We start from the raw sequence: 20,334 nt of genomic DNA, 5'->3' as shown, positions 1-20,334 counted from the left end.
TGTTTCAAACCAAATTGAGCTATATTCGCACGATTAATACAAGATTATGCAAATTATAGATGCAATTAAACCTTTTGAAATACAAGAAGTAGAATTGTCTTCTTGGAAAGTAAGACCAGTTAAGAATAACTTTTTCGAATTGGTTTTAATAAAATCAGGAGAAGGAACGCAATGTATAAACTATAATAATTTTGATTACCAAGAGGGCAGTATGTTTTTGTTGCCACCCTTAAAGTGCCATTCATTTACAATTGAAAAGCCTACGAAATTCGTTTTCTTAAAATTTACGGACTCCTTTTTTAGAACTCCAAACCATAGACAGGTTGGTAAAAACGAGTGGTTTAAAGAGGCATCATATATTCTTTCTAATTACAATCAATTACCGGGCGATATCATTAAGTCAGAAACAGATAAGCTTCATATTAATAATCTATTTGGTATGATTCTCTTAGAAACCAGAAATTATGGTACTGATTCGGTAAACCTTATCACTAGTTTAATGACCAGTATTTTAGAGATATTAATTAGGAATATTAAGAAGAGTAATTATTTCGATACAGATGCGAAAGTTTCAGAAGAGAGAATCACTAAAATGCTCACCTATATCAATGAAAATATAGATAGAACCGAATTGCTAAAGGTCGAAAATCTAGCTGAAGTTTTTATGATGTCGCCAACCTATGTAAGTGAATATTTTAAAAAGCAGGTACATATCTCTTTACGTGAATACATCATTAAAGCTAGGTTAAAACTAGTTGAAATTCGTTTATTAAATTCCGATTATACCCTTACACAAATAGCCGACGATTTAGGCTTTACAGATGTTAGTCATTTGTCAAAAACCTTTAAACGCTATGTAGGTACTTCTATAAAAGAATTTAAAAATAATGGCAATTATATGATTCTTGCACGAGGCGCTTGTGCTAGTTAGGCAGTCATTTCCATCTTTTTAGATTCCCTGATCAATGCTCTTGCTAAGACCGTAGTCGCATCGAATATCGAACTATCTTCTATTTTTTCATATTGAATCGCTAACGGAATTTCTGTACAACCTATAATAACGGCTTGTGCATCTTTTACAGATAAACAGGTCGCTGCCATATCAGAATTTGTCATCATTCAATAATTCTAAATAGTCATTAAAAAAGAAGGGTCAAATTAGTGGCATTTAATTAAGTAACCGTCTTTATAATTTCCAATTCAAACTTCATTTAGCAGCAAATAGAGTCGTTTTTTAGCTCACATCGGTAAAGCCTTAGCTCAATACCTTATCGGTCAATACTTGAATTCATATGATTAAAAGTTATTAGATACTACCGATATCTTGTGGTCTAATCAAAATAAGATACAATGAATTTAGAAGATAAAGTAATTATAATAACTGGTGCATCTAGTGGTATAGGTAGAGCAACAGCAATCAAATTAGCAGATAACGGAGCCAAAGTGGTCTTAATGGCAAGAAGTGAAGATGAGCTGAATGACTTAAAATCTGAGATTACCAAAAAAGGCGGAGAAGCTTTAGTTGTTACAGGCGATGTAACCAAAAAAAGTGATTTCGAGAAAGTGGTATCTAAAACAAAACGAGAATTTGGCAAAATTTCCGGTTTGGTAAATAATGCCGGATTAATGCCTTTGTCATTTGTAGAAAAGCTAAAAACCGATGAGTGGGATAAAATGGTAGATGTAAATATAAAAGGAGTTTTAAATGGTGTGGCTGCAGTATTACCAGAGTTGATAGAAAATAAAGGCGGTAATATCATCAACATTTCTTCAATGGCTGCGAATAGGTATTTTCCTGGTGGTGCGGTGTATTGCGCGACAAAATCTGCAGTAAAAATGTTTTCAGAAGGTCTTCGTCAAGAATTGGCACCTAAATACGGTATTAATATTACTTCAATAGAACCTGGTGCAGTTGCTACAAATCTAACTAGCACCATTAGCGATGAGGATATCAAAGAGAAAATAAAGGAAATGCAAAAAATGGACACCTTAGAGGCTGAAGATATTGCAAATTCTATCTACTACGTATTAACACAACCAAAACGTGTAAATATCAATGATGTCTATTTGGTGCCAAGTGACCAACAATAATATAATTAATTTAAAAAAAAGCTATGTCTACGACAACAAAACAAGATACATTCAAAACAATAAATCCTACTACTGGTAAAGAAATTACATCGCATACTTATATGACAGATGACCAAGTAGAAGAAAGCATACAACAATCTCATAAGGCGTTTATGAAATGGAAAATGAAATCTATTGAAGAACGCGGCGAGATTATAAAATCTATCGGTAAAGAACTTCAAAATTATAAGAAAGAGCTGGCGGAATTAATGACCGATGAAATGGGTAAGCTACTTTCTCAAAGCGAGCATGAAGTTGACCTTTGTACATCAATTTGTGATTATTCAGCCGAGAATGCGCCAGGATTTTTAAAGAACGAAAAACGAGAGTTATCTAATGGAGGAAAAGGTATTATTACCTATTCCCCAATGGGAATTATTTACGGAATTCAACCTTGGAACTATCCAAGCTATCAAGTATTACGATATACTATCGTAAATCTTATGGCAGGTAATAGTATTCTTTTAAAACATGCTTCGAACGTAACAGGAACAGCGAAATTATTAAAAACCATTTTTGATACTGCTGGTTTGCCTGCCGGACTTTTTAATGTTATGATAATCGAACATGATCAGTCTAATGCCATTATAGAACACAAATTAATAAGAGGGGTAACTTTAACCGGTAGCCCAGTGGCAGGTGAGAAAATTGGAGAAAAAGCAGGTGCGCAATTAAAGAAAACGGTGCTAGAATTAGGCAGTAATGATGCCTATTTAGTTTTAGAAGATGCAGATATTGATTTAGCGGTAGAAAAAAGTGTAATGGGCCGTATTTATAATAATGGAGAAACCTGTATCGCTGCCAAACGATTTATTGCAACTGAGAAAGTTTATGATGAATTCAAAGAAAAATTCGTTAAAGCTATGGATGCCTTAAAAGTTGGCGATCCTAAGAAAAAGGAAACGGAATTAGGACCAATGGCTCGTGAAGATTTAAGAAAAGAAATTCACGAACAAGTTCTCGAAAGCGTCGAAAAAGGTGCTGAAATATTATGTGGCGGAAAAATTCCAGATGGTGAAGGCTACTTCTACCCTGCCACGGTATTAGGCAATGTAATGCCAGGTCAGCCAGCGTATGATGATGAGTTATTCGGACCGGTTGCATCATTGATTAAAGCTAAAGATGATGAAGACGCTATGCGAATAGCGAATGACAGTAGATTTGGTCTCGGTGGAGGAATTTTTTCTAAAGATATTGATAAGGCTACAGAACTTGCTGAAAAGCATTTTGATACAGGAATGGTTTTTATTAATTCCTTCGGATTAGCAGAACCTTCAATGCCTTTCGGCGGAGTCAAAGATTCTGGTTACGGTCGTGAACATGGCGGGTTCGGAATGAAAGAGTTCGTTAATGTAAAGTCTATTATTATAATGGATGAGAAGTAAAAAGTGACAAAATAAAAGGCAGTCAAATGACTGCCTTTTGTCTATTATATGATTTCTATTTTTATAAACTTTCGTTAAAAAATGAATGTTCATTCTTTTTTTGTAATACCTTTGAATTGTATAAAAATAGCATATTGAATTTTCTGATGTATACCGTGTATCAACTCATAGATAACATCTGACATATTTAAAAATTAAATAAATAACTTATGATTAAGTCAATTAATTTAAAACAGCGTCCGGTAGGTACTCCTACCCTCGCAGATTTCGATTTTATAGAATTAGAGAATAACTTAAATGTATCTGAAGGTGAAATACTTTTAGAATCAAAATATATCTCTGTTGACCCTTATTTACGTGGTCGTATGAGCGATGCAAAATCTTATGTACCTCCCTTCAATGTTGGTGAGCCAATTAGCTCAGGTATTGTAGCTGAAGTTATTGAAACCAAGAACGACAAATTCAAAAAAGGAGATTTTGTTTCAGGCTTATTGCAATGGAAAGAGAAACAAATTTCAACTGGCGAAGGCTTACAGAAGATAGATAAAAGTAAAGCCCCACTAAGTGCTTATTTAGGTATTGTTGGTATGACTGGGTTAACTGCCTTTTTAGGACTTCACGAAATAGGTAAACCTAAAAAAGGAGAAACTTTAGTGGTATCTGGCGCTGCTGGTGCAGTTGGTAGTGTTGTTGGTCAGATCGGTAAAATACTAGGACTTAATGTTATTGGTATTGCTGGTACAGATGAAAAAATTGATATGCTAAAATCTGAATTTGGGTTTGATCATGGTATCAATTATAAAACTACTAATGATATGAAAGCTGCCATAAAAGAAGCGGCACCAAAAGGAGTTGATATCTATTTTGATAATGTAGGGGGTCCAATTTCTGATGCTGTTTTATTTAACATAAATCAGTTCGCAAGAATTATCATTTGTGGCGCTATTTCGGTCTACAACAAAACCGAACTACCTATGGCTGTTGCTGTACAACCTTTCTTGGTTAAGAATAGTGCTTTAATGCAAGGATTTATTGTTTCTAACTACGCCGATAAATTCCCTGTAGCTATGAAGCAATTAGCAACTTGGTTAGGTGAAAGTAAATTAAAGTATAAAGAAACTGTTGTTGAAGGATTTGAGAATACGCCACAAGCGTTCTTAGATATGATGGATGGTAAAAATAAAGGAAAAATGATAGTAAAGGTCTAACATTTAGACTCGCTATAAATCAATAACTTAAAACAAAAAACAATGAAAATATTATTTGTATTAACGTCTCACGATCAATTAGGAGACACAGGAAAGAAAACAGGATTTTGGATTGAAGAGTTTGCAGCTCCGTATTACGCATTATTAGACAAAGGTGTAGAAATTACAGTAGCTACACCAAAAGGCGGTCAAGCACCAATTGACCCAAGTAGTGATACCGAAGATGCTCAGACAAAAGATACAAAGCGTTATAAAGAAGATAAAGATGCTCAGAGTGTTATCAACAACACTAAAAAATTAGCTGATGTAAATGCTTCTGATTTTGATGCAGTTTTCTACCCAGGTGGTCACGGACCGTTATGGGATTTAGCAAACGACGCTACTTCAATCAAATTGATTGAAACATTCAATGAACAAGAAAAACCAATTGCTTTTGTATGTCACGCTCCTGCAGCTTTAAAAGGTGTAAAGGGAAAAGATGGTAAAGCTTTAGTAAATGGTAAAAAAGTAACCGGGTTCACAAATAGTGAAGAAGCGGCTGTTCAATTAACTGAGGTTGTTCCTTTCTTGGTAGAAGACATGCTACAAGAAAATGGCGGAATTTATTCTAAGAAAGAAGATTGGGCTTCTTACGCTGTACAAGATGGAAATCTTATAACAGGTCAGAACCCAGCTTCATCCGAAGTAGTAGCAGAGAAATTATTAGCTGCTTTGAAGTAATAGCATTTCATATTCAATATAAAAGCCTGCAAGCAATTTGCAGGCTTTTTTAGTTTTATATGGTAATTAAACCTTAATATTTTTGATACAAATTATTCCGCATCATATGAGAATATTAAGTTTGTCCTGCCTGTAGTCAGAAGGCATATCTATACTCGTATGCTAATTGATCTATAATTACATTTCATATCTTTAAAACGGACACGTACTTTGTTCAGCCGTATTCTTCACCCTAAATCCACAATTATTATCATCCACTTTATATATAAATTCATCAATTGAATTCATTACCTAAAACAAAACATACTGTATCAAATCCGTTTTAAATATTCTTAAATTATGATTTTGGAACAATATTCTGGTTTACCCTAAAAAAGTTAGTGGGGTCATATTGATGTTTTATAGCTGCCAAACGATTATAGTTGTGTTTATAACTCGCTTGTACCCGTTCTTGACCTTCATCCATCATAAAATTAGAATAGGCACCACCTGCGGTATATGGATGCAATGCATCATAATATCCTTTACACCACTCCGTAATTTTAGTAGCATTATTTGGGTTGGGATCAACACCAACGTATACACCACAATAATCAGCATCACGGTAAGCCCAAGGAGTTTCGGTTGCTCCTACCCTACTTGCGACACCTGTTATTGGGTATAAATGCATTTGTGATAGTGGCGTCGGAATTTCAGAACCAAATTTTAAATGCTGAGCGGTAATTTCAGGAGTCAAAGATTTAAAAAAATCGGCTCTCCAATACCATTGCATTCCTGTTGGAAACAAACCATCGAACATAGATTGCATAGCCGGATAAGGCATTTCTCCCATATGAGCAAATAAGGGATTCTTTTCTAAAATCGGAGCAAAAGTTTCATCCATTTTGTCCATTTCACCTGTATAACACCAAACAATGGCGCAAAACTTCTTATTATGTAGGTGTTCAGGAAATGGCGATTCGGGAATTATCATAGTAGCGATAAAGCCGTTTATATCATCTGGCGCGTTTCTTATATAACCATCAAACCAACCCATTATCTCCTCAGTTTGTTCTATGGGCCACAATGTTGGTCCTCCATATACCATTTTCTGTTGATGTGCCTGAAAAGTAAATTTAGTCACAATTCCAAAATTACCGCCACCCCCGCGAATAGCCCAAAACAAATTAGGAAGTTCATCTTTGTTAGTGGTTACTATGGAACCATCTGCCAAAACCATTTCAGCTTCCAGGAGGTTATCAATGGTTAACCCGTATTTTCTAGAAAGATATCCAACACCACCACCTAGTGTAAGTCCCCCAACGCCGGTACTTGAAACCATGCCGGAAGGTATTGCCAAACCGTGCTCATGCGTGGCATTGTCTACCTCGTTCCAAATACATCCACCACCTACCTTTACGGTCTTATTTTCTGTATTGACGGTAATTGATTTTAGACCTGATAAATCAATGACCATTCCGTCATCACATAATCCTAATCCGCCACCATTGTGTCCACCTCCTCTAATTGCAACGAGTAAATTATTATTTCTTGCAAAGTTTACAGCGGTTTGTACTTCAGTAGTATTCGTGCACATAACCATGACTCCAGGATTTTTGTCTATCATGGCATTATATACTTTACGAGACGTATTATAGTTTTGGTCGGTCGGTGTTATTATGGCACAATTTATTAGCTTTCGTAAGCTTTCAACTAAACTTTCTGAACATGATTGTGTATCTAGATTCATGATTTTATATTTTAGATTATTAAATTCCACTTTTCAAACCTTGTGGGTCTATGGTATTATTATTCGATAATTTGGTAAAAGGGATAATCATGGGAACCTTTTTTTGATAATCGATATAGGTTGTACCTAATGCCTTTTTTAGGTCTTTCTCCTCTAGAAATTTAACTGCAATTAGAATATAGCAGGTTGTTACTACTGCGAATAATAGATGACCTATAGTCATAGTTGGTGTAGCCCAAAAAGCAATTATAAAACCTAGCATAATAGGATGACGTACCAGCCCGTAGAAATAGTTGACCTTAAATGAAGGTTCTTTGGTTAACTTGTTTTTAAGATTATCTACGATTTGAGTGAGACCGAACAGTTCAAAATGGCTTATCATAAACGTAGATAATAAAACGATTAACCAACCCATAAAAAAAACTCCTTGAATAATAGAAGCTAAAACTACATTATCTACAGACCATAGCACCGAAGTCATTGGCTGCCATTGCCAATAAATTAATAGTAACGCCAGGCTAGATAAGAGTATATAGGTACTACGCTCTGCTGCTTTGCCTATAATGTTAAACCACCATTTTTTAAATGCCGGTCTTGCCATAACACTATGTTGTAAGGCGAAAACACTTAGCAAGCCAACGTTTATAAGTAAAGCATTTAGTGTATCTATTTCAACACCGGAATCTATACTTTTTGGCACCCATAAATTATTGACGAAACCTATGGCATACAGAAAAGCAATTAGGAAAATAAAATAAGCTAGAATACCGTAAATAAGGATGATAATTTTTTTCATGACATTGATTGTTTTGGTTTTATCTTCCAAATCTAGCCATGCTTTTTCATTGTAAATTCTACATTTCAACCAAATACTATAACTTTTCGGTCATTAATATAAAAGTCAAATTATTCTTTTAAACACTTTTTAAATAATTGGAAGGCAGAATATTATATTCTTTTTGAAAGCATTTTGTAAAATATGCCGCACTATTAAACCCTGTTTCAAATGCTATTCAGAAATGTTCATATCTTTTTTAATCAAAAGTTTGATAGCCTTATTCAACCGATGTCTTTGAATTAAATAATTGGTTGATGTTTGTAGTAGACTTTTGGTCTTTCGATATAATTGAGAATTGCTTAACCCCAAATGCGAACAAAAATCGTCTACACATAAATTGGGATTTTGCCATTCGCTATCTAAATAATTCATAACATCGTTTAGAAACTCTTCTTCTTGAAAAAGGAGTATTTTAAATATATCAGGATTTAATCTTTTGTTCTGATTTTCACTCTCATATAACTCTTTAACTTCTGTAGTTACAATGATATGCGAATGTTGAATATCTGTTAAACGTTTTGCAGTCTTAATCGTTTCTTCAAAAAAACCATGGTTTTGGGTAATTGGTACTCCTGCTCCAATACCAATACGAATTTGTTCTGTACTTTTTTTAGTTAGAACATAATACTTTTTCAATTCTAAAATACCATGTAGTGCGTTGGTTGTAGATGTAAAAGATATCAGCAGATATTCTTTATGACTGTCTATGAGTCGACCTGCATATTTTTCAATGATGTTTTTTATTTTTTCTAGTACTCTTTTTTTCGGAGAAGTTGAATACTGTCTATCCATAAATTTTAGTACAGCCAAAATTCGAAAACTAGGATTATTGACAATATTTAGTTCTTTTTTTTGAGATTTGGATGGGTCCTCAATGCGTCCTAAAAAAGATTCGACAATACTAGTATCGACTTCAATTATAGTGTTAGGCACATCACCATGTGAATTGGTATGCATTTCTATAATCGCTTCCATATTTGGAGCTTCGACTAAACAAAATGCGGTAGAACGGTCTTCGTCGAACCAATAGCTTAGACCTTTACAGCAATATTTATGCTGAACAATTAAATCTTGATTATGTAGATCTGCTACATCCTCTGCGGTTACTCCTTGAGACACATCGTGTCTATCCATGTATATGGGCATGTTGGTATTTTTTACAAGGTTACTGCTCGTAAAAACCGGAGGATTATGTTTTGTAAGCCATATAAAAGTAAGTATTTTTTAATAGGGGATTGATTGTTAATAGGTTGTAATTCAATTTTTAACATTAATATACCTAATACTAGGGATACAATTATATAGTCTATTCAACGTAAAACTAAGCTAGTAGATATTACATTTCTTTCAATAATGCATTTACATCGGTTATTAATTGGGCAACAGACGCTCTATTGAGTCCGTTATAAATGCCTCTTATGTGCTTGTTTTTATCAATCAACAGAAAATTTTCTGTGTGTAAAAAATCATTGATATCATTAGGAATACCTAAATCATTTTCTACAAAATATTCGTTTCTACCTAAGTTGTAAATTTCAGTTTTATCACCTGTAACTAAGTGCCATTTAGAATCTATAACTCCGTTCTTTTCAGCATATGTTTTAAGAACAGAAACCGAATCTATGGATGGAGTAACGGAATGTGAAAGAATAGCTACTTCCGGATTATCTAAAAAGGCTTCTTGTACCTTGGTCATATTATTGGTCATCTTCAAGCAAATACCTGGGCAACTCGTAAAAAAGAAGTCCGTAATATAAATTTGATTATCAAATGATTTTTGCGTCAATGTATCTCCTAATTGATCCACCAATTTAAAATCTGGAATTTTATGAAATTGTTTCTCTTCTTCAGTATTTGGAGTTATCCAATGTGGCGTAAATGACTCATCGTTATAAAATGGCAAGTGCTCTACCCTACTGGTTTCAGTTACCTGAATATTCTCTTTTTTTACCGTTTGTTTACAAGCAGCAAAAAGTAATATAACAACTATAGAAAGTACTGTCTTGTTCATAATAATTCGTTTTCTGATTTAATTACAACTTCATCTTCTAATTGATAACAAGAATTTGCTCTCCGTAATCCAAAAATACGTCCGTTTTTAGCTTCATAGTTTACGTACAAAGTTCCATTTTGCAACCATGCTTTTTGTAAACCTTCTTCCTTACCATTTAACAATTGTCTTTTTTTTGCCAATTGCCCGTCTGGATACCATTTCTTTTCAACCCCGTTCATATTACCATTAACGTAATTAGCATCTTGCGCTAATTGACCATTTTCCCACCAGCTTTTATAAGAACCTTCAAGTCGATTATTTTTATAGTGATATGCCACTCGTAAAACTCCGGCTTCAGACCATTTTTGGGCTTTACCTTCTCTTTTACCTTTTATAAAACCCACCTTTTCTGCCAAAGTACCATTTTCATGTAAGGCTATTGAATAACCATCATAAGGTGAGTTTTTATAATACCAAGTTCCTTCCAATTGATTTAATGTCAACTCTTCTTTAAATTTAGTTTCTTGCTTAATTTCTATTGGTTTCTCCACCAAAGTTTTGGGCTCTGTTGAATTCTTACAACCAATTTGAAAAATCAGTATAAAACAAATAATATGGAAGTGAACTATTCTCATTTTTAATATCCTTGGTAAGGACCGGCAAATGCTAAGTATGATCCTGTTGTTGAATAAACTTCATTTATAATATGGTAATGATATTCTACTTCACCATCAGTGTATTGAGTAATAGTGGTATGTCCGCCAGAAGCATCAAGATCTGAAGGATAATCTCCTGTTGAATTACATTTACGACCATAAATAAAAACACCATCTAACAGTATTCCTACTAAGTTTTCATCATCATCAGTAAACGCTTTTGGCTCTAAGTGATAGTGATAAACACCAGGACCGATATGAGCGCCTGTCCAATCTAAACTACCAGCTGCTTGATCTAGTGCACCACCACCTTCTTGGTCATTAAATAATGAAGAACCACTTACAGCGATACCAATAGTACCTAATTCTGTTTCAATGGTGCTACCGGTTAAATTTGGTATTGCATCTATACGAATCGTTGTCGCATTATTATTGCTAGACATAATACTTGGGGTTTTGTCAACATCAGGTTCTTCTCTATACAAGGCATTACCTTCTCCCCAATAAATTGTTTCATGATTAGGTAACCCTGTAGTTTCGATAACTACGTCAGAACCATCTAAATAAACGGTTACCGCATCGGAATTAAATGCGGCGTAGGCTGCATGTAATTCGGTAACTACTTCTTCATCTTCTATAGTAGATTCGTCACTGATAATAGTATCATCTGTGCTATCGCTGCTACAAGCGATTACAGAAATCAATACCAATGCCGATACAAAGGAAAATGAAGGAACATTTTTTAAACTATTTTTTTTCATAATATTTAATTTGAGCTAATTTTCTATTTATAATCAATACAATACTAAGTACTTAACGCATACCAAAATGTGCAAATCAGTGAATAAGACATAGTTTTCAGCGAATACCCGTTAACTTTCAGATTAATGATTTATCGATACTGACTTTTGTTTTAATTCAATCAGTTTTAGATGAAATCGCGATGATGTTTTCAATATATTCTACGCATTTATGATCTGTGTAATTCTTGATCTATTTTCGTGGCAATAGTTTTACTTCTTAAGTTTTTTGCTATAGCCAATTGACCTTTAGTCTGTAAGAGTCTATGTATTACTCCGTTTTGGTACCCTCTACTCGCCAATAAATCTGGATAGTTCGATTGTAAACCGTAGTTTTTCACACGCTGATAGCTGTATAATCACCTAAATAATTTAAAGTGTTATGTAGCATTTGAATGCTCTTTGTATAACTTACAATTGCACTATCGAGAACTATTAAATTAGTGTCCAGTTCTTGACTTAAGCTTTTATAAATTTTAAGTTATACTACCCTATTTTTTTTAATTTCATTTATGTTGTTGATTTTCCAGGCAATCAATAGACCTACTACTATTAATGCTATTTCGCCAAGCGCGTAAACGAAGTACGTTTTAAACTTTTCTAGCCTTAATAATTTACTTCTAACCTTTCTGAACAATACCATTGAAAGCTATTTTGTAATCCGTTGTAAGACTTTTGTGTTTAAATAAAGCTACATGATTTCTCACGAAGCTTTGAGCTAACATCAACAACAATTATTATCTATTTAGGTAACTATTTACTGCCGCAGTTCTACTTGTGGCATGGGCATTTAATTCATTCACCGCATTCTGAAAATCTGCACTAGAGTTTAAAAAGGTATACCCTTCAGTTTCAGAAGTTGCATAAGGTTCAATTAGCGTGGAATAGCTAGCATATAATGCTTGTACCGTTGCCTCGTTAAAAGGACCTTCAATAACTTCTTGAACGTAGGCATCATACTTAGCTTGGTAAACATCATCAGTATACAAGTATGATATTAAAGGCCATTGCGATGCTGTAATATTTGAGAAATCTAACGCTGCAGAACCTTGTTGTTTACCGGTTTGTAGAGCTTCATTATTGTCCCATGGTATCCACGTTAACTTACTGTTATCTGGGTTGTTATATAGATAGTAGTTATGTGACATTCTACCATAGGTATCCCAATTTTGAATAATAGTATTGGTAGCTAAGTATTTCAAGAATACATCAGTATCAAGTGTTGCATTTAAATTTGTTCTCCATGCTGCAGCATCTGTTGTTCTTGACGCATCATGTAGAATATTTAAAAGACTTTCTACATCAGAAAAATCGGCATCATCTTCATTTGTCTTTTTAACATATTCATCTTCATCATAAGTACCTGCGGCAAAAGTAGCGGCATCACCATCTGGCTTATACAAATTTCCGTCATCATCAGAAAACTGCTCATCTATTACGGTATCATCAACTTCTTCTACAAGGGTGTACAATCCGAAATAAATAGGGCCATCGCCATGATCGACATAAACCGTGTAAAATGCAGTGTTTGAAACGGCCAACCCTGCACTGCGAAACACATCTGCTGCCACTTTTTCACGAAGCATTGATTTATCGTCAAAGTTATTTTTAAGACTTAACTTCTTAAATCCATAAAAGCGTTGATTATCTATTTGAGGATAATCATCTTCATACTCATCAAAATCTAGTTTAAAGGAAAGTTTTAAGTTACCTGCTTGCCAAGTAGATTGTAAGCTAGAGTTTCCTTTAAATCGAACACCAACTCTATACCATTCAATACCTTCATAGAATACTTCTGCAGGAACAAATATAGGATCCTCATCAGTTGATGTAGTGCCCACTGGTCCGCCTCCTTGGCTAGATCCGCCAAAGGAACCATAAAGAGATGTCATGTTATCTAACATACTTTCCCAACGATCCTCGGTTATAACAATATCAAGGCGTTTTACCACATTATCTTCAAATACCTCGTCAAAATCTGGGTCGGCATCTTTACTGTGTGTTGCGGTGGTCCAATCTGTAGCTTCAAAATCGGTATCGTCAATAGTAGTACTAACTTCTTCCTTTTCAACTATTTCTTCTTCATCCTCGTCAGTACTTGTTACTGTGTCATCATCACTACAGGCAATAAAAACAGAAATGAATATGAAAAATAAAATCTTTTCAATCGGAAAAACAGACTTGATATCTTTATAACTCATGTGTAAAATTTTAAGGGTTAATTTGAATTAGTTTCTAGGTCTTCCTTTTGGTTTAGGAGCTTTTTCTAATTCTTCTTCAGTAAGAAAACCATCTTCATCAGTATCAATTTTATCGAAATCATCTTTTAAAGGTCCTTTTACTTCTTCTTTAGAAAGTTGACCATCTTCGTCCTTATCCATTTGCTTTAAAAGCTCGGTAGCCGTTGGTGGTTCTTTTCTTTCTCCTTTAGATTGTGCATTTGCGGTAACGGTTCCAAAAGCAACCAACATGGCAAATAATAATCCTGTTTTTAGTGTAATACGTTTCATATGTTTTAATTTAATAATTACTATTCGAGAACAAAGATGTGAGAAACTTCAATGTAATATGAGCGCATTAAGTGTTTGCCGTTTACTTTTAAGTGAAAGCCATATTTTGGACAGCGAACACTTTAATATCACCGGTTTATAGCCTTGTTTATGGGGTTTGTTTGAATTATTATTCCTTTTATTTGCAACATGAACAGACATAAGAATTTTATATTTCACGTAGCACTATGGTTACTGATTTGGTCAACTGCTTGGATTTTTAGCGGAAGTGATATTCAATTTGCAGTGGTAAACGGAATGGCTCTCGTATTTCAGATATTAGTTATTGCCATATTAATCTACTATACGGTTCCTCAACTATTATTAAAGAAAAAGTATATAGCATTTACTATTGTCTCTTTAATCACAGTTTTTGTAGTCACTTTAGTGTTAACCAACGTTGTACCAAACCAGATACTTGGGTTAGAAAACGTAGACCAGGCACCTGGACCTAGATTAGGACCGAGACCCGAAGGGCTTGGACCAGGGTCAGGACCTAGATTTGAAAATGGACCACCATTAGAAAGTAACCGTAGACCTCCATCGCGGTTCTTTATCAATTTATTATTGATTGCAATTGCCTATGTGATTGGTACGCTTGTGGAGATATTTCTATTAGCTCAGCGCAAAGAAGAGGAAATAGTCATTAATAAAAATGAAGCATTACAAACAGAATTGAAGCTGTTAAAGTCGCAGATCAATCCGCATTTTTTATTCAATGCCTTAAACAATATATATGCATTATCTGCAATAGATTCTGGAAGAACGCAAAAGAGTATTAGTTATTTGTCTGATATGCTTAGGTATGTTTTGTATGAGTGTGAGCAAGAGATTGTACCGCTTTATAAAGAGATAGATTATATTGAAAATTATATAAAATTGTTTTGTCTTAAAAGCAGTAAAACATATCCTATAACGACTTCTTTTTCTATAGAAAACCAGAATATTCAAATTGTACCCATGTTATTGATTCCTTTTTTGGAAAATGCCTTAAAGCATAGTAATATTGAAAAAGTAACTGGTACATTTATTAATCTAAAAATTAATGCTACCGAAAATAGTCTTGATTTTGAATTAGAGAATAGTAAACCTGAATTTAAGATAGTAAAGGATGATGTTGGTGGTATTGGAATAGAAAATGTAAAGAAACGTTTGGCAATTCTATATCCAAACCGACATGAATTGGTTATAAATGAAACCACAGAGGCTTTTAAAGTGAATTTAAAACTTCAATTGAATGAATAGAATAAATTGTATAGTCGTAGATGACGAAGAATTGGCACGTGCCCTACTCATAACTTATATACAAAAGTTAGATTATTTAAATTTGGTAGGCGAGGCTGAGAATCCGTTAGAGGCTTTACAATTAATGAAAGAACATGACGTAGACGTGTTGTTCTTGGATATTCAAATGCCCGAAATTAAAGGAACAGATTTTGCCAAAATGGTTGATTCCAATACTAAGATAATTTTTACCACAGCATACTCACAATACGCCTTAGAAGGCTATGAGTTAAATGCAGTTGATTACCTATTAAAACCGATAACGTTTGAGCGTTTTGTTACTGCCGTAAATAAAGTGAAACCGAGTAAAATCATTGAAAAGACCGATACCATTACTATAAAATCTGGCTATGACCTACATAAAGTAAAATATGAGGATATTCTTTATGTAGTTAGTGATAGTGAGTATGTTACCTTCCATTTAGGTGATAAGAAAATAATTAGCAATCAGCGATTAAAAGCTTTAGAACAAGAGTTGCCGAGTTCTATGTTCATGAGAGTTCATCGATCTTATATTATTAATAAGAATAGCGTAACGGGATTAAAAGGCAGAGATTTACTACTGTCTGATGTTATAATACCTATTAGCGATTCGTATTATGACCAAGTAAAAGAAGAATTGTTTTAATCGAGATTCCTTTCCATTCTTACACTTTGCAATAGTTCAAAATTCATGAATTATTCAACATATCTCTAAGTGTCTAATTTTTAGCGTACTATCATCACGACCGTTAAATTGTGAATATCTATTACATTTTTTGACGTTGCAAACTATGGCTAACGAGTATATTTAGCACCCCAAAAAAAATAGAAAATATGAGCGCAACTTGGTATGAGTGTAAAATAAAATATAGAAAGCTTGATGAAGCTTCAGGTATGTTGAAAGTGAAAACAGAACCTTTTCTGGTTGATGCTATTTCGTATACCGAAGCAGAAAGCAGAATTACAGAAGAAATGTCGGCTTATTTAAGCGATACCGAAGAAATAAAAATTACGAATATTAAGGTTGCTAATTTTGCTGAAATTCATCCGTTCGAGAATTCAGACAGATGGTTTAAATCAAAAGTATCGCTAATTGCTTTTGATGAAGAAAGTGGCAAAGAACGTAAAACCAATATGTATTTATTGATACAGGCCAACGACGTAAAGGAAGCTTATGATAATACCATTAGTGTTATGAAAGATACAATGGGTGAATACTCTGTACCTTCTATAGCGGAATCTCCAATTATGGATGTTTTTCCTTATTTCTCTGGTGAAGAGGATGATATGGAGCGTGTAGAAAAATTCAATGTTTTGAAAGATTCAGTTCCGGTTGATAATTCAATGGATGAAGAATTAGAAATGAGTGACATATTGTCTAGCGAAGAATAAGCACAGTTGGTTAAATAGTATAAAAAAGAGGATCCGATGGGTCCTCTTTTTTATTCATAGCAGTTTAAAATTTACTTCATTAAAAGCACATTATTAATAATATGTACCACTCCGTTAGAAGCTTTTACATTTCCAAGAACAACTTCAGTCTTGTTCCCTTTTTCATCTTTTAAAACAATTTTCTCTCCTTTAAGGCTTGCCGTTAAATCTTTACCGCCAACCGTTGTAAATGTATACTTTCCATTTGCTCCCTTTATAGCTTCTACCAGTTTATCGCTAGTAATTTCTCCAGAAACTACATGATACTGAAGTACCTGGGTCAATAATTCTTTGTTTTCAGGTTTTCCTAATTCTGCAATAGACATTTTTTTAGGTAGCTTCTCAAAAGCATTATTTGAAGGAGCAAAAACAGTATAACTTCCAGGTTCCGATAACATTTTATCTAAATCTGCAGCTTTCAAAGCAGAAACCAATGTAGATAGTTCTTCGTTATTGCTAGCTACTGCTGCAATACTGGTTGCCATCATTTCTTTTTTCTTCGTTTCTTCTTTTACTTTAGCCTCTTCAGCTTTCATATTACTTTCTTCCATGGAAATTTTCTCTTCCATAGCTTTTTTATCAGCGTCTATTTTTGCTTGGTCTTTACATGAGCTCAAAGCAAGAACTGCTACAGCAATACAAACTAAATTTTTAATATTTCGAGTTTTCATAATTAACTATGTTTAATTATTTACGTACTATTTTAACTTAGATTTCCATTATTGTCTTGCATTGAAATATTCTATTAAAGTATGTTACATTCAATGGATTTTAATATGTGAGGAATATTGAATTTATACCGGAACGTTATTGGTATGTTGTCTTCTTTCCCAATTTCTATGTTTAGCGATACTGCTTACAAAATTAGATGCAGTGTCATTAACATGAATAGCTTTGTCCTCTTTAAAATTAACTACGAAGGAAGCATTTAATAGCTCCTCACCTTCATCATTAACAGCGATAGCTTTGCAATACTTAAAAGTCTCATTTATAAACTTTAAATATTTTCCATTATTAAGCAATGTATTTATGGATTTCTCACCACCAGGAATGTAAATAGCATCAAATAGTACACTTTCGGTAGTTGCAATTGCAGCATCAACTTTATGTGACATACCTTCGTCGCACTTTATGGAACCACCGTGTGGAGCTACAATTTTAACTACAGCACCTTCTTCTTCTAATTTTTGTTTAAAAGGTTTGAAATTCTTCATGCTAAATCCATCGGCTGCTAATACAGCTATTTGTCTAGTTGCAATACTGTCAAATTTGGTGTTGGCCATGCTCAGTGCTTCAGACTTCTCTAAATAAATTTTCTTCTTACCAGGTTGGTGTTTTTCTATATCCGCATCTGCTCCTATGGCTTGATTAATAGGTTTATCTATAGTAGATGGTATTTCCATACCAAGTCCTTCCGCTACTTCTTTAGAGAGGTCGGTATCAATTTGTGAAATTAGCCAAAGCATACGTTGTTTAATATGATCATGGTTGCATTTTCCTAATTCAAAAGTATATGCGGCAGCTACATGTTCTTTTTCCCAATCTGCTAAACTTCTGTAAAACAATGCAGGTTGCGAGAAATGATCATTAAAACTTTCACTCCTTGTTCTTATTTTCTTAGCATCAATTCGCTCTTCATAAGAATGAAAAGCTCCTTCAGCCATTTTTGAAAGATGTGGACAACCACCACTTAAACTATTTGGAAAATATGCTGTTTGTCCTTTAGGTATATCCATCTGCATATGGGCATCACGCTGATTATTATGCGTTTCCACAATAGGACGATTAATTGGAATTTGATGAAAATTAGGACTACCCAATCTAGATAACTGAGTATCGCGATAAGAAAATAAACGCCCTTGTAATAAAGGATCATTTGTAAAATCTATACCTGGAACTATATGCCCAGGTAAAAATGCAACCTGTTCTGTCTCAGCAAAAAAGTTTTCTGGATTTCTGTTCAAAGTCATTTTACCTATTATTTTAACAGGTACCATTTCTTCAGGTATTAATTTTGTTGGATCCAATAAATCAAAATCATATTTATGCTCATCTTCTTCAGGTACAATTTGTACACCTAATTCCCATTCTGGGTAGTGTCCTGATTCAATGGCATCCCATAAATCTCTACGATGAAAATCTGGATCTGCACCATTTATTTTTACAGCTTCTTCCCAGGTAACGGAATGTACACCCAATTTTGGTTTCCAATGAAATTTAACGAAATGAGCTTCCCCTTTATCATTGATCAATCTGAATGTATGAATTCCAAAACCTTCCATCATTCGTAAACTTCTTGGAATTGCACGGTCGCTCATCACCCAAATATGATTATGAAGAGTTTCTGTAGTTAAAGAAACGAAATCATAAAAAGTATCATGCGCTGAGGCAGCTTGTGGAATTTCTTTATTAGGTTCTGGTTTAACCGAATGAATTAAATCAGGAAATTTCATGGCATCTTGAATAAAAAATATGGGCATGTTGTTCCCAACCAAATCCCATGTGCCTTCTTGTGTATAGAACTTTACGGCAAAACCTCTTACATCTCTTGCCAAATCTGGAGAGCCTTTAGAGCCTGCAACCGTTGAAAAACGAGCAAAAACAGGAGTCTTTCTTGCAGTATCAGTGAAAATACCAGCTTTACTATATTCTTCTAAACTATCATAAAGCTCAAAATATCCATGAGCCGCGCTACCACGAGCATGTACAATGCGTTCTGGTATTCTTTCATGGTCAAAATTTGTTATTTTTTCACGTAGTAAAAAGTCTTCTAATAAAGTTGATCCACGCTCGCCAGATTTTAAGCTGTTATTCGTGTCATTGACTTTTAAACCTTGGTTGGTGGTCAATGCTTTACCGGACATATCCTTTTTGGACTTCTCTAAATCCTTAATTTTTTTATTGTCAGTTTTATCGTTCTTCATAGTGTTAGGGTGTTTTATTCTGAATAATAAAATTATAAGTAACCAGTAGTTATGATTAGCTGTGAAAAAAATAAAAAGAGCTCAAATAAGAATAGATGATGTAGTTATATACTAGGAGAATTAAATCTTAAGAGTTTGAATTATAAGAGGTTGATAGGTGAGTTGAATTTAATTAGAGTAAGATATATTAGTGATTTTAAACAACCGTTCTACCTTACCTAAATTTAAAATTGCACTATCACCTACTTTTTTAGAAATTAATATTCTGGCAATAGGAGAAAGAAACGATATTTTATTTTCAGCAATATTTGCTTCATCAACCCCTACAATTTGAAACTCTTGATCAGTTTTAGCAGAATCAATCAATAAAGAGACCGTTGCTCCAAACCTAACTTCATTTTTGGGTTGTTCCTCTAGGTTTACCATTTTTACACTAGAAATGCGTTCATTCAATAATTGTAATTTGGCGTTTATTAAATTACTGGTTATACGACGTTCCTTTTCATTGTCGTTTGGTAAAGATTCCTTTTCATTTTGTAGCTTCTGCCGTTCTTCTAACAGCTTATTAAATCCGTTTTTTGTCACGTAATTAATTGCTCCAAGAGGCAAATCTGCCCTTGGCGGTACCATTGGTATTTCTTCTTGATCTTCTTCTTTTACGAACCCTCTACTCATTACTCTGTAATTTAGAATAAAGTTAGCCAC

22 protein-coding genes are annotated in these 20,334 nt (G+C 34.0%); 8 read left to right on the top strand and 14 right to left on the bottom strand.

What is annotated here, in order from left to right:
• Positions 1–46 precede the first annotated feature (46 nt).
• A complete protein-coding gene (locus tag ACEN2N_RS04340; protein WP_441823178.1) occupies positions 47–931 on the top strand; it encodes an AraC family transcriptional regulator in 885 nt (294 codons plus the stop codon).
• Here ACEN2N_RS04340 and ACEN2N_RS04335 read toward each other — a convergent pair.
• Positions 928–1,119 (bottom strand): hypothetical protein, encoded by a 192-nt coding sequence (locus ACEN2N_RS04335; RefSeq protein ID WP_441823177.1) that lies wholly within the window; start codon positions 1,117–1,119, stop codon positions 928–930. The genes ACEN2N_RS04340 and ACEN2N_RS04335 overlap by 4 nt on opposite strands.
• Positions 1,120–1,350: 231 nt before the next feature.
• On the opposite strand from ACEN2N_RS04335, the gene ACEN2N_RS04330 reads away from it, so the two are divergent.
• The 4 genes from ACEN2N_RS04330 (at position 1,351) to ACEN2N_RS04315 (ending at position 5,443) form a co-directional block, all read left to right on the top strand.
• Positions 1,351–2,091 (top strand): SDR family oxidoreductase, encoded by a 741-nt coding sequence (locus ACEN2N_RS04330; protein ID WP_441823176.1) that lies wholly within the window; start codon positions 1,351–1,353, stop codon positions 2,089–2,091.
• A 23-nt stretch (positions 2,092–2,114) separates the two neighbouring features.
• A complete protein-coding gene (locus ACEN2N_RS04325; protein ID WP_441823175.1) occupies positions 2,115–3,515 on the top strand; it encodes an NAD-dependent succinate-semialdehyde dehydrogenase in 1,401 nt (466 codons plus the stop codon).
• Positions 3,516–3,724: 209 nt separating this feature from the next.
• Entirely contained in the window at positions 3,725–4,723 is a 999-nt protein-coding gene (locus tag ACEN2N_RS04320; protein WP_441823174.1) for an NADP-dependent oxidoreductase, read from the top strand.
• Between the two features lie 42 nt (positions 4,724–4,765).
• Entirely contained in the window at positions 4,766–5,443 is a 678-nt protein-coding gene (locus ACEN2N_RS04315; RefSeq protein WP_441823173.1) for a type 1 glutamine amidotransferase domain-containing protein, read from the top strand.
• A gap of 337 nt (positions 5,444–5,780) precedes the next feature.
• On the opposite strand, the gene ACEN2N_RS04310 is transcribed toward ACEN2N_RS04315, so the two are convergent.
• From ACEN2N_RS04310 to ACEN2N_RS04265, 10 genes are all read right to left on the bottom strand, one after another.
• The gene (locus ACEN2N_RS04310; protein WP_441823172.1) at positions 5,781–7,172 is read right to left on the bottom strand and encodes an FAD-binding oxidoreductase; all 1,392 of its coding nucleotides are present in this window, start codon (positions 7,170–7,172) and stop codon (positions 5,781–5,783) included.
• Between the two features lie 19 nt (positions 7,173–7,191).
• Positions 7,192–7,968: a methanethiol S-methyltransferase gene (gene mddA / locus ACEN2N_RS04305; protein WP_441823171.1), complete on the bottom strand. Its 777-nt coding sequence runs from the start codon at positions 7,966–7,968 to the stop codon at positions 7,192–7,194.
• Positions 7,969–8,086: 118 nt separating this feature from the next.
• Complete coding sequence (locus tag ACEN2N_RS04300; RefSeq protein WP_441823549.1) at positions 8,087–8,185, bottom strand: AraC family transcriptional regulator; 99 nt, start codon at positions 8,183–8,185, stop codon at positions 8,087–8,089.
• Entirely contained in the window at positions 8,182–9,144 is a 963-nt protein-coding gene (locus ACEN2N_RS04295; protein WP_441823170.1) for a nickel-binding protein, read from the bottom strand. The genes ACEN2N_RS04300 and ACEN2N_RS04295 overlap by 4 nt, the downstream gene beginning before the upstream one ends.
• A gap of 202 nt (positions 9,145–9,346) precedes the next feature.
• Complete coding sequence (locus tag ACEN2N_RS04290) at positions 9,347–10,021, bottom strand: SCO family protein (protein WP_441823169.1); 675 nt, start codon at positions 10,019–10,021, stop codon at positions 9,347–9,349.
• The gene (locus ACEN2N_RS04285; RefSeq protein WP_441823168.1) at positions 10,018–10,638 is read right to left on the bottom strand and encodes a toxin-antitoxin system YwqK family antitoxin; all 621 of its coding nucleotides are present in this window, start codon (positions 10,636–10,638) and stop codon (positions 10,018–10,020) included. The genes ACEN2N_RS04290 and ACEN2N_RS04285 overlap by 4 nt, the downstream gene beginning before the upstream one ends.
• A 2-nt stretch (positions 10,639–10,640) precedes the next feature.
• Complete coding sequence (locus tag ACEN2N_RS04280; RefSeq protein ID WP_441823167.1) at positions 10,641–11,420, bottom strand: YHYH protein; 780 nt, start codon at positions 11,418–11,420, stop codon at positions 10,641–10,643.
• A 209-nt stretch (positions 11,421–11,629) separates the two neighbouring features.
• Positions 11,630–11,800, bottom strand: coding sequence for a hypothetical protein (locus ACEN2N_RS04275; RefSeq protein ID WP_441823166.1), 171 nt, complete (start codon positions 11,798–11,800; stop codon positions 11,630–11,632).
• A gap of 396 nt (positions 11,801–12,196) precedes the next feature.
• Complete coding sequence (locus ACEN2N_RS04270; protein WP_441823165.1) at positions 12,197–13,660, bottom strand: CotH kinase family protein; 1,464 nt, start codon at positions 13,658–13,660, stop codon at positions 12,197–12,199.
• A 27-nt stretch (positions 13,661–13,687) separates the two neighbouring features.
• Positions 13,688–13,969: an EF-hand domain-containing protein gene (locus tag ACEN2N_RS04265; RefSeq protein ID WP_441823164.1), complete on the bottom strand. Its 282-nt coding sequence runs from the start codon at positions 13,967–13,969 to the stop codon at positions 13,688–13,690.
• A gap of 189 nt (positions 13,970–14,158) precedes the next feature.
• Here ACEN2N_RS04265 and ACEN2N_RS04260 point away from each other — a divergent pair, with 189 nt between their 5' ends.
• The 3 genes from ACEN2N_RS04260 to ACEN2N_RS04250 all read left to right on the top strand — a co-directional run bounded on the left by ACEN2N_RS04260 (position 14,159) and on the right by ACEN2N_RS04250 (position 16,666).
• Positions 14,159–15,253 carry a sensor histidine kinase gene (locus tag ACEN2N_RS04260; RefSeq protein WP_441823163.1) on the top strand — a complete coding sequence of 365 codons (1,095 nt, stop codon included), beginning with the start codon at positions 14,159–14,161 and terminating at the stop codon, positions 15,251–15,253.
• Positions 15,246–15,920, top strand: a complete 675-nt coding sequence (locus tag ACEN2N_RS04255; protein ID WP_441823162.1) for a LytR/AlgR family response regulator transcription factor — start codon at positions 15,246–15,248, stop codon at positions 15,918–15,920. The genes ACEN2N_RS04260 and ACEN2N_RS04255 overlap by 8 nt, the downstream gene beginning before the upstream one ends.
• Before the next feature lie 188 nt (positions 15,921–16,108).
• A complete protein-coding gene (locus ACEN2N_RS04250) occupies positions 16,109–16,666 on the top strand; it encodes a DUF4494 domain-containing protein (protein WP_441823161.1) in 558 nt (185 codons plus the stop codon).
• A 71-nt stretch (positions 16,667–16,737) separates the two neighbouring features.
• Here ACEN2N_RS04250 and ACEN2N_RS04245 read toward each other — a convergent pair whose 3' ends face one another.
• The 3 genes from ACEN2N_RS04245 to ACEN2N_RS04235 form a co-directional block, all read right to left on the bottom strand.
• On the bottom strand, positions 16,738–17,376 hold the full coding sequence (locus ACEN2N_RS04245; RefSeq protein WP_441823160.1) for a fasciclin domain-containing protein: 639 nt from the start codon (positions 17,374–17,376) through the stop codon (positions 16,738–16,740).
• Positions 17,377–17,499: 123 nt separating this feature from the next.
• Positions 17,500–19,629, bottom strand: a complete 2,130-nt coding sequence (locus ACEN2N_RS04240; protein WP_441823159.1) for a catalase — start codon at positions 19,627–19,629, stop codon at positions 17,500–17,502.
• A gap of 168 nt (positions 19,630–19,797) precedes the next feature.
• Positions 19,798–20,304, bottom strand: coding sequence for a GreA/GreB family elongation factor (locus tag ACEN2N_RS04235; RefSeq protein ID WP_441823158.1), 507 nt, complete (start codon positions 20,302–20,304; stop codon positions 19,798–19,800).
• Between the last annotated feature and the right edge of the window lie 30 nt (positions 20,305–20,334).

Origin of the sequence: Maribacter spongiicola (assembly GCF_052119685.1) — a bacterium.
GTDB lineage: Bacteria > Bacteroidota > Bacteroidia > Flavobacteriales > Flavobacteriaceae > Maribacter > Maribacter spongiicola_A.
This window is presented reverse-complemented; position numbering and strand designations above follow the sequence as displayed.

Bases quoted from the DNA above. Each gene is read 5' to 3' on its own strand.
- ACEN2N_RS04340 (WP_441823178.1), top strand. From the start codon at position 47: ATGCAAATTATAGATGCAATTAAACCTTTTGAAATACAAGAAGTAGAA.
- ACEN2N_RS04335 (WP_441823177.1), bottom strand. From the start codon at position 1,119: ATGATGACAAATTCTGATATGGCAGCGACCTGTTTATCTGTAAAAGAT.
- ACEN2N_RS04330 (WP_441823176.1), top strand. From the start codon at position 1,351: ATGAATTTAGAAGATAAAGTAATTATAATAACTGGTGCATCTAGTGGT.
- ACEN2N_RS04325 (WP_441823175.1), top strand. From the start codon at position 2,115: ATGTCTACGACAACAAAACAAGATACATTCAAAACAATAAATCCTACT.
- ACEN2N_RS04320 (WP_441823174.1), top strand. From the start codon at position 3,725: ATGATTAAGTCAATTAATTTAAAACAGCGTCCGGTAGGTACTCCTACC.
- ACEN2N_RS04315 (WP_441823173.1), top strand. From the start codon at position 4,766: ATGAAAATATTATTTGTATTAACGTCTCACGATCAATTAGGAGACACA.
- ACEN2N_RS04310 (WP_441823172.1), bottom strand. From the start codon at position 7,172: ATGAATCTAGATACACAATCATGTTCAGAAAGTTTAGTTGAAAGCTTA.
- mddA (WP_441823171.1), bottom strand. From the start codon at position 7,968: ATGAAAAAAATTATCATCCTTATTTACGGTATTCTAGCTTATTTTATT.
- ACEN2N_RS04295 (WP_441823170.1), bottom strand. From the start codon at position 9,144: ATGGATAGACACGATGTGTCTCAAGGAGTAACCGCAGAGGATGTAGCA.
- ACEN2N_RS04290 (WP_441823169.1), bottom strand. From the start codon at position 10,021: ATGAACAAGACAGTACTTTCTATAGTTGTTATATTACTTTTTGCTGCT.
- ACEN2N_RS04285 (WP_441823168.1), bottom strand. From the start codon at position 10,638: ATGAGAATAGTTCACTTCCATATTATTTGTTTTATACTGATTTTTCAA.
- ACEN2N_RS04280 (WP_441823167.1), bottom strand. From the start codon at position 11,420: ATGAAAAAAAATAGTTTAAAAAATGTTCCTTCATTTTCCTTTGTATCG.
- ACEN2N_RS04270 (WP_441823165.1), bottom strand. From the start codon at position 13,660: ATGAGTTATAAAGATATCAAGTCTGTTTTTCCGATTGAAAAGATTTTA.
- ACEN2N_RS04265 (WP_441823164.1), bottom strand. From the start codon at position 13,969: ATGAAACGTATTACACTAAAAACAGGATTATTATTTGCCATGTTGGTT.
- ACEN2N_RS04260 (WP_441823163.1), top strand. From the start codon at position 14,159: ATGAACAGACATAAGAATTTTATATTTCACGTAGCACTATGGTTACTG.
- ACEN2N_RS04255 (WP_441823162.1), top strand. From the start codon at position 15,246: ATGAATAGAATAAATTGTATAGTCGTAGATGACGAAGAATTGGCACGT.
- ACEN2N_RS04250 (WP_441823161.1), top strand. From the start codon at position 16,109: ATGAGCGCAACTTGGTATGAGTGTAAAATAAAATATAGAAAGCTTGAT.
- ACEN2N_RS04245 (WP_441823160.1), bottom strand. From the start codon at position 17,376: ATGAAAACTCGAAATATTAAAAATTTAGTTTGTATTGCTGTAGCAGTT.
- ACEN2N_RS04240 (WP_441823159.1), bottom strand. From the start codon at position 19,629: ATGAAGAACGATAAAACTGACAATAAAAAAATTAAGGATTTAGAGAAG.
- ACEN2N_RS04235 (WP_441823158.1), bottom strand. From the start codon at position 20,304: ATGAGTAGAGGGTTCGTAAAAGAAGAAGATCAAGAAGAAATACCAATG.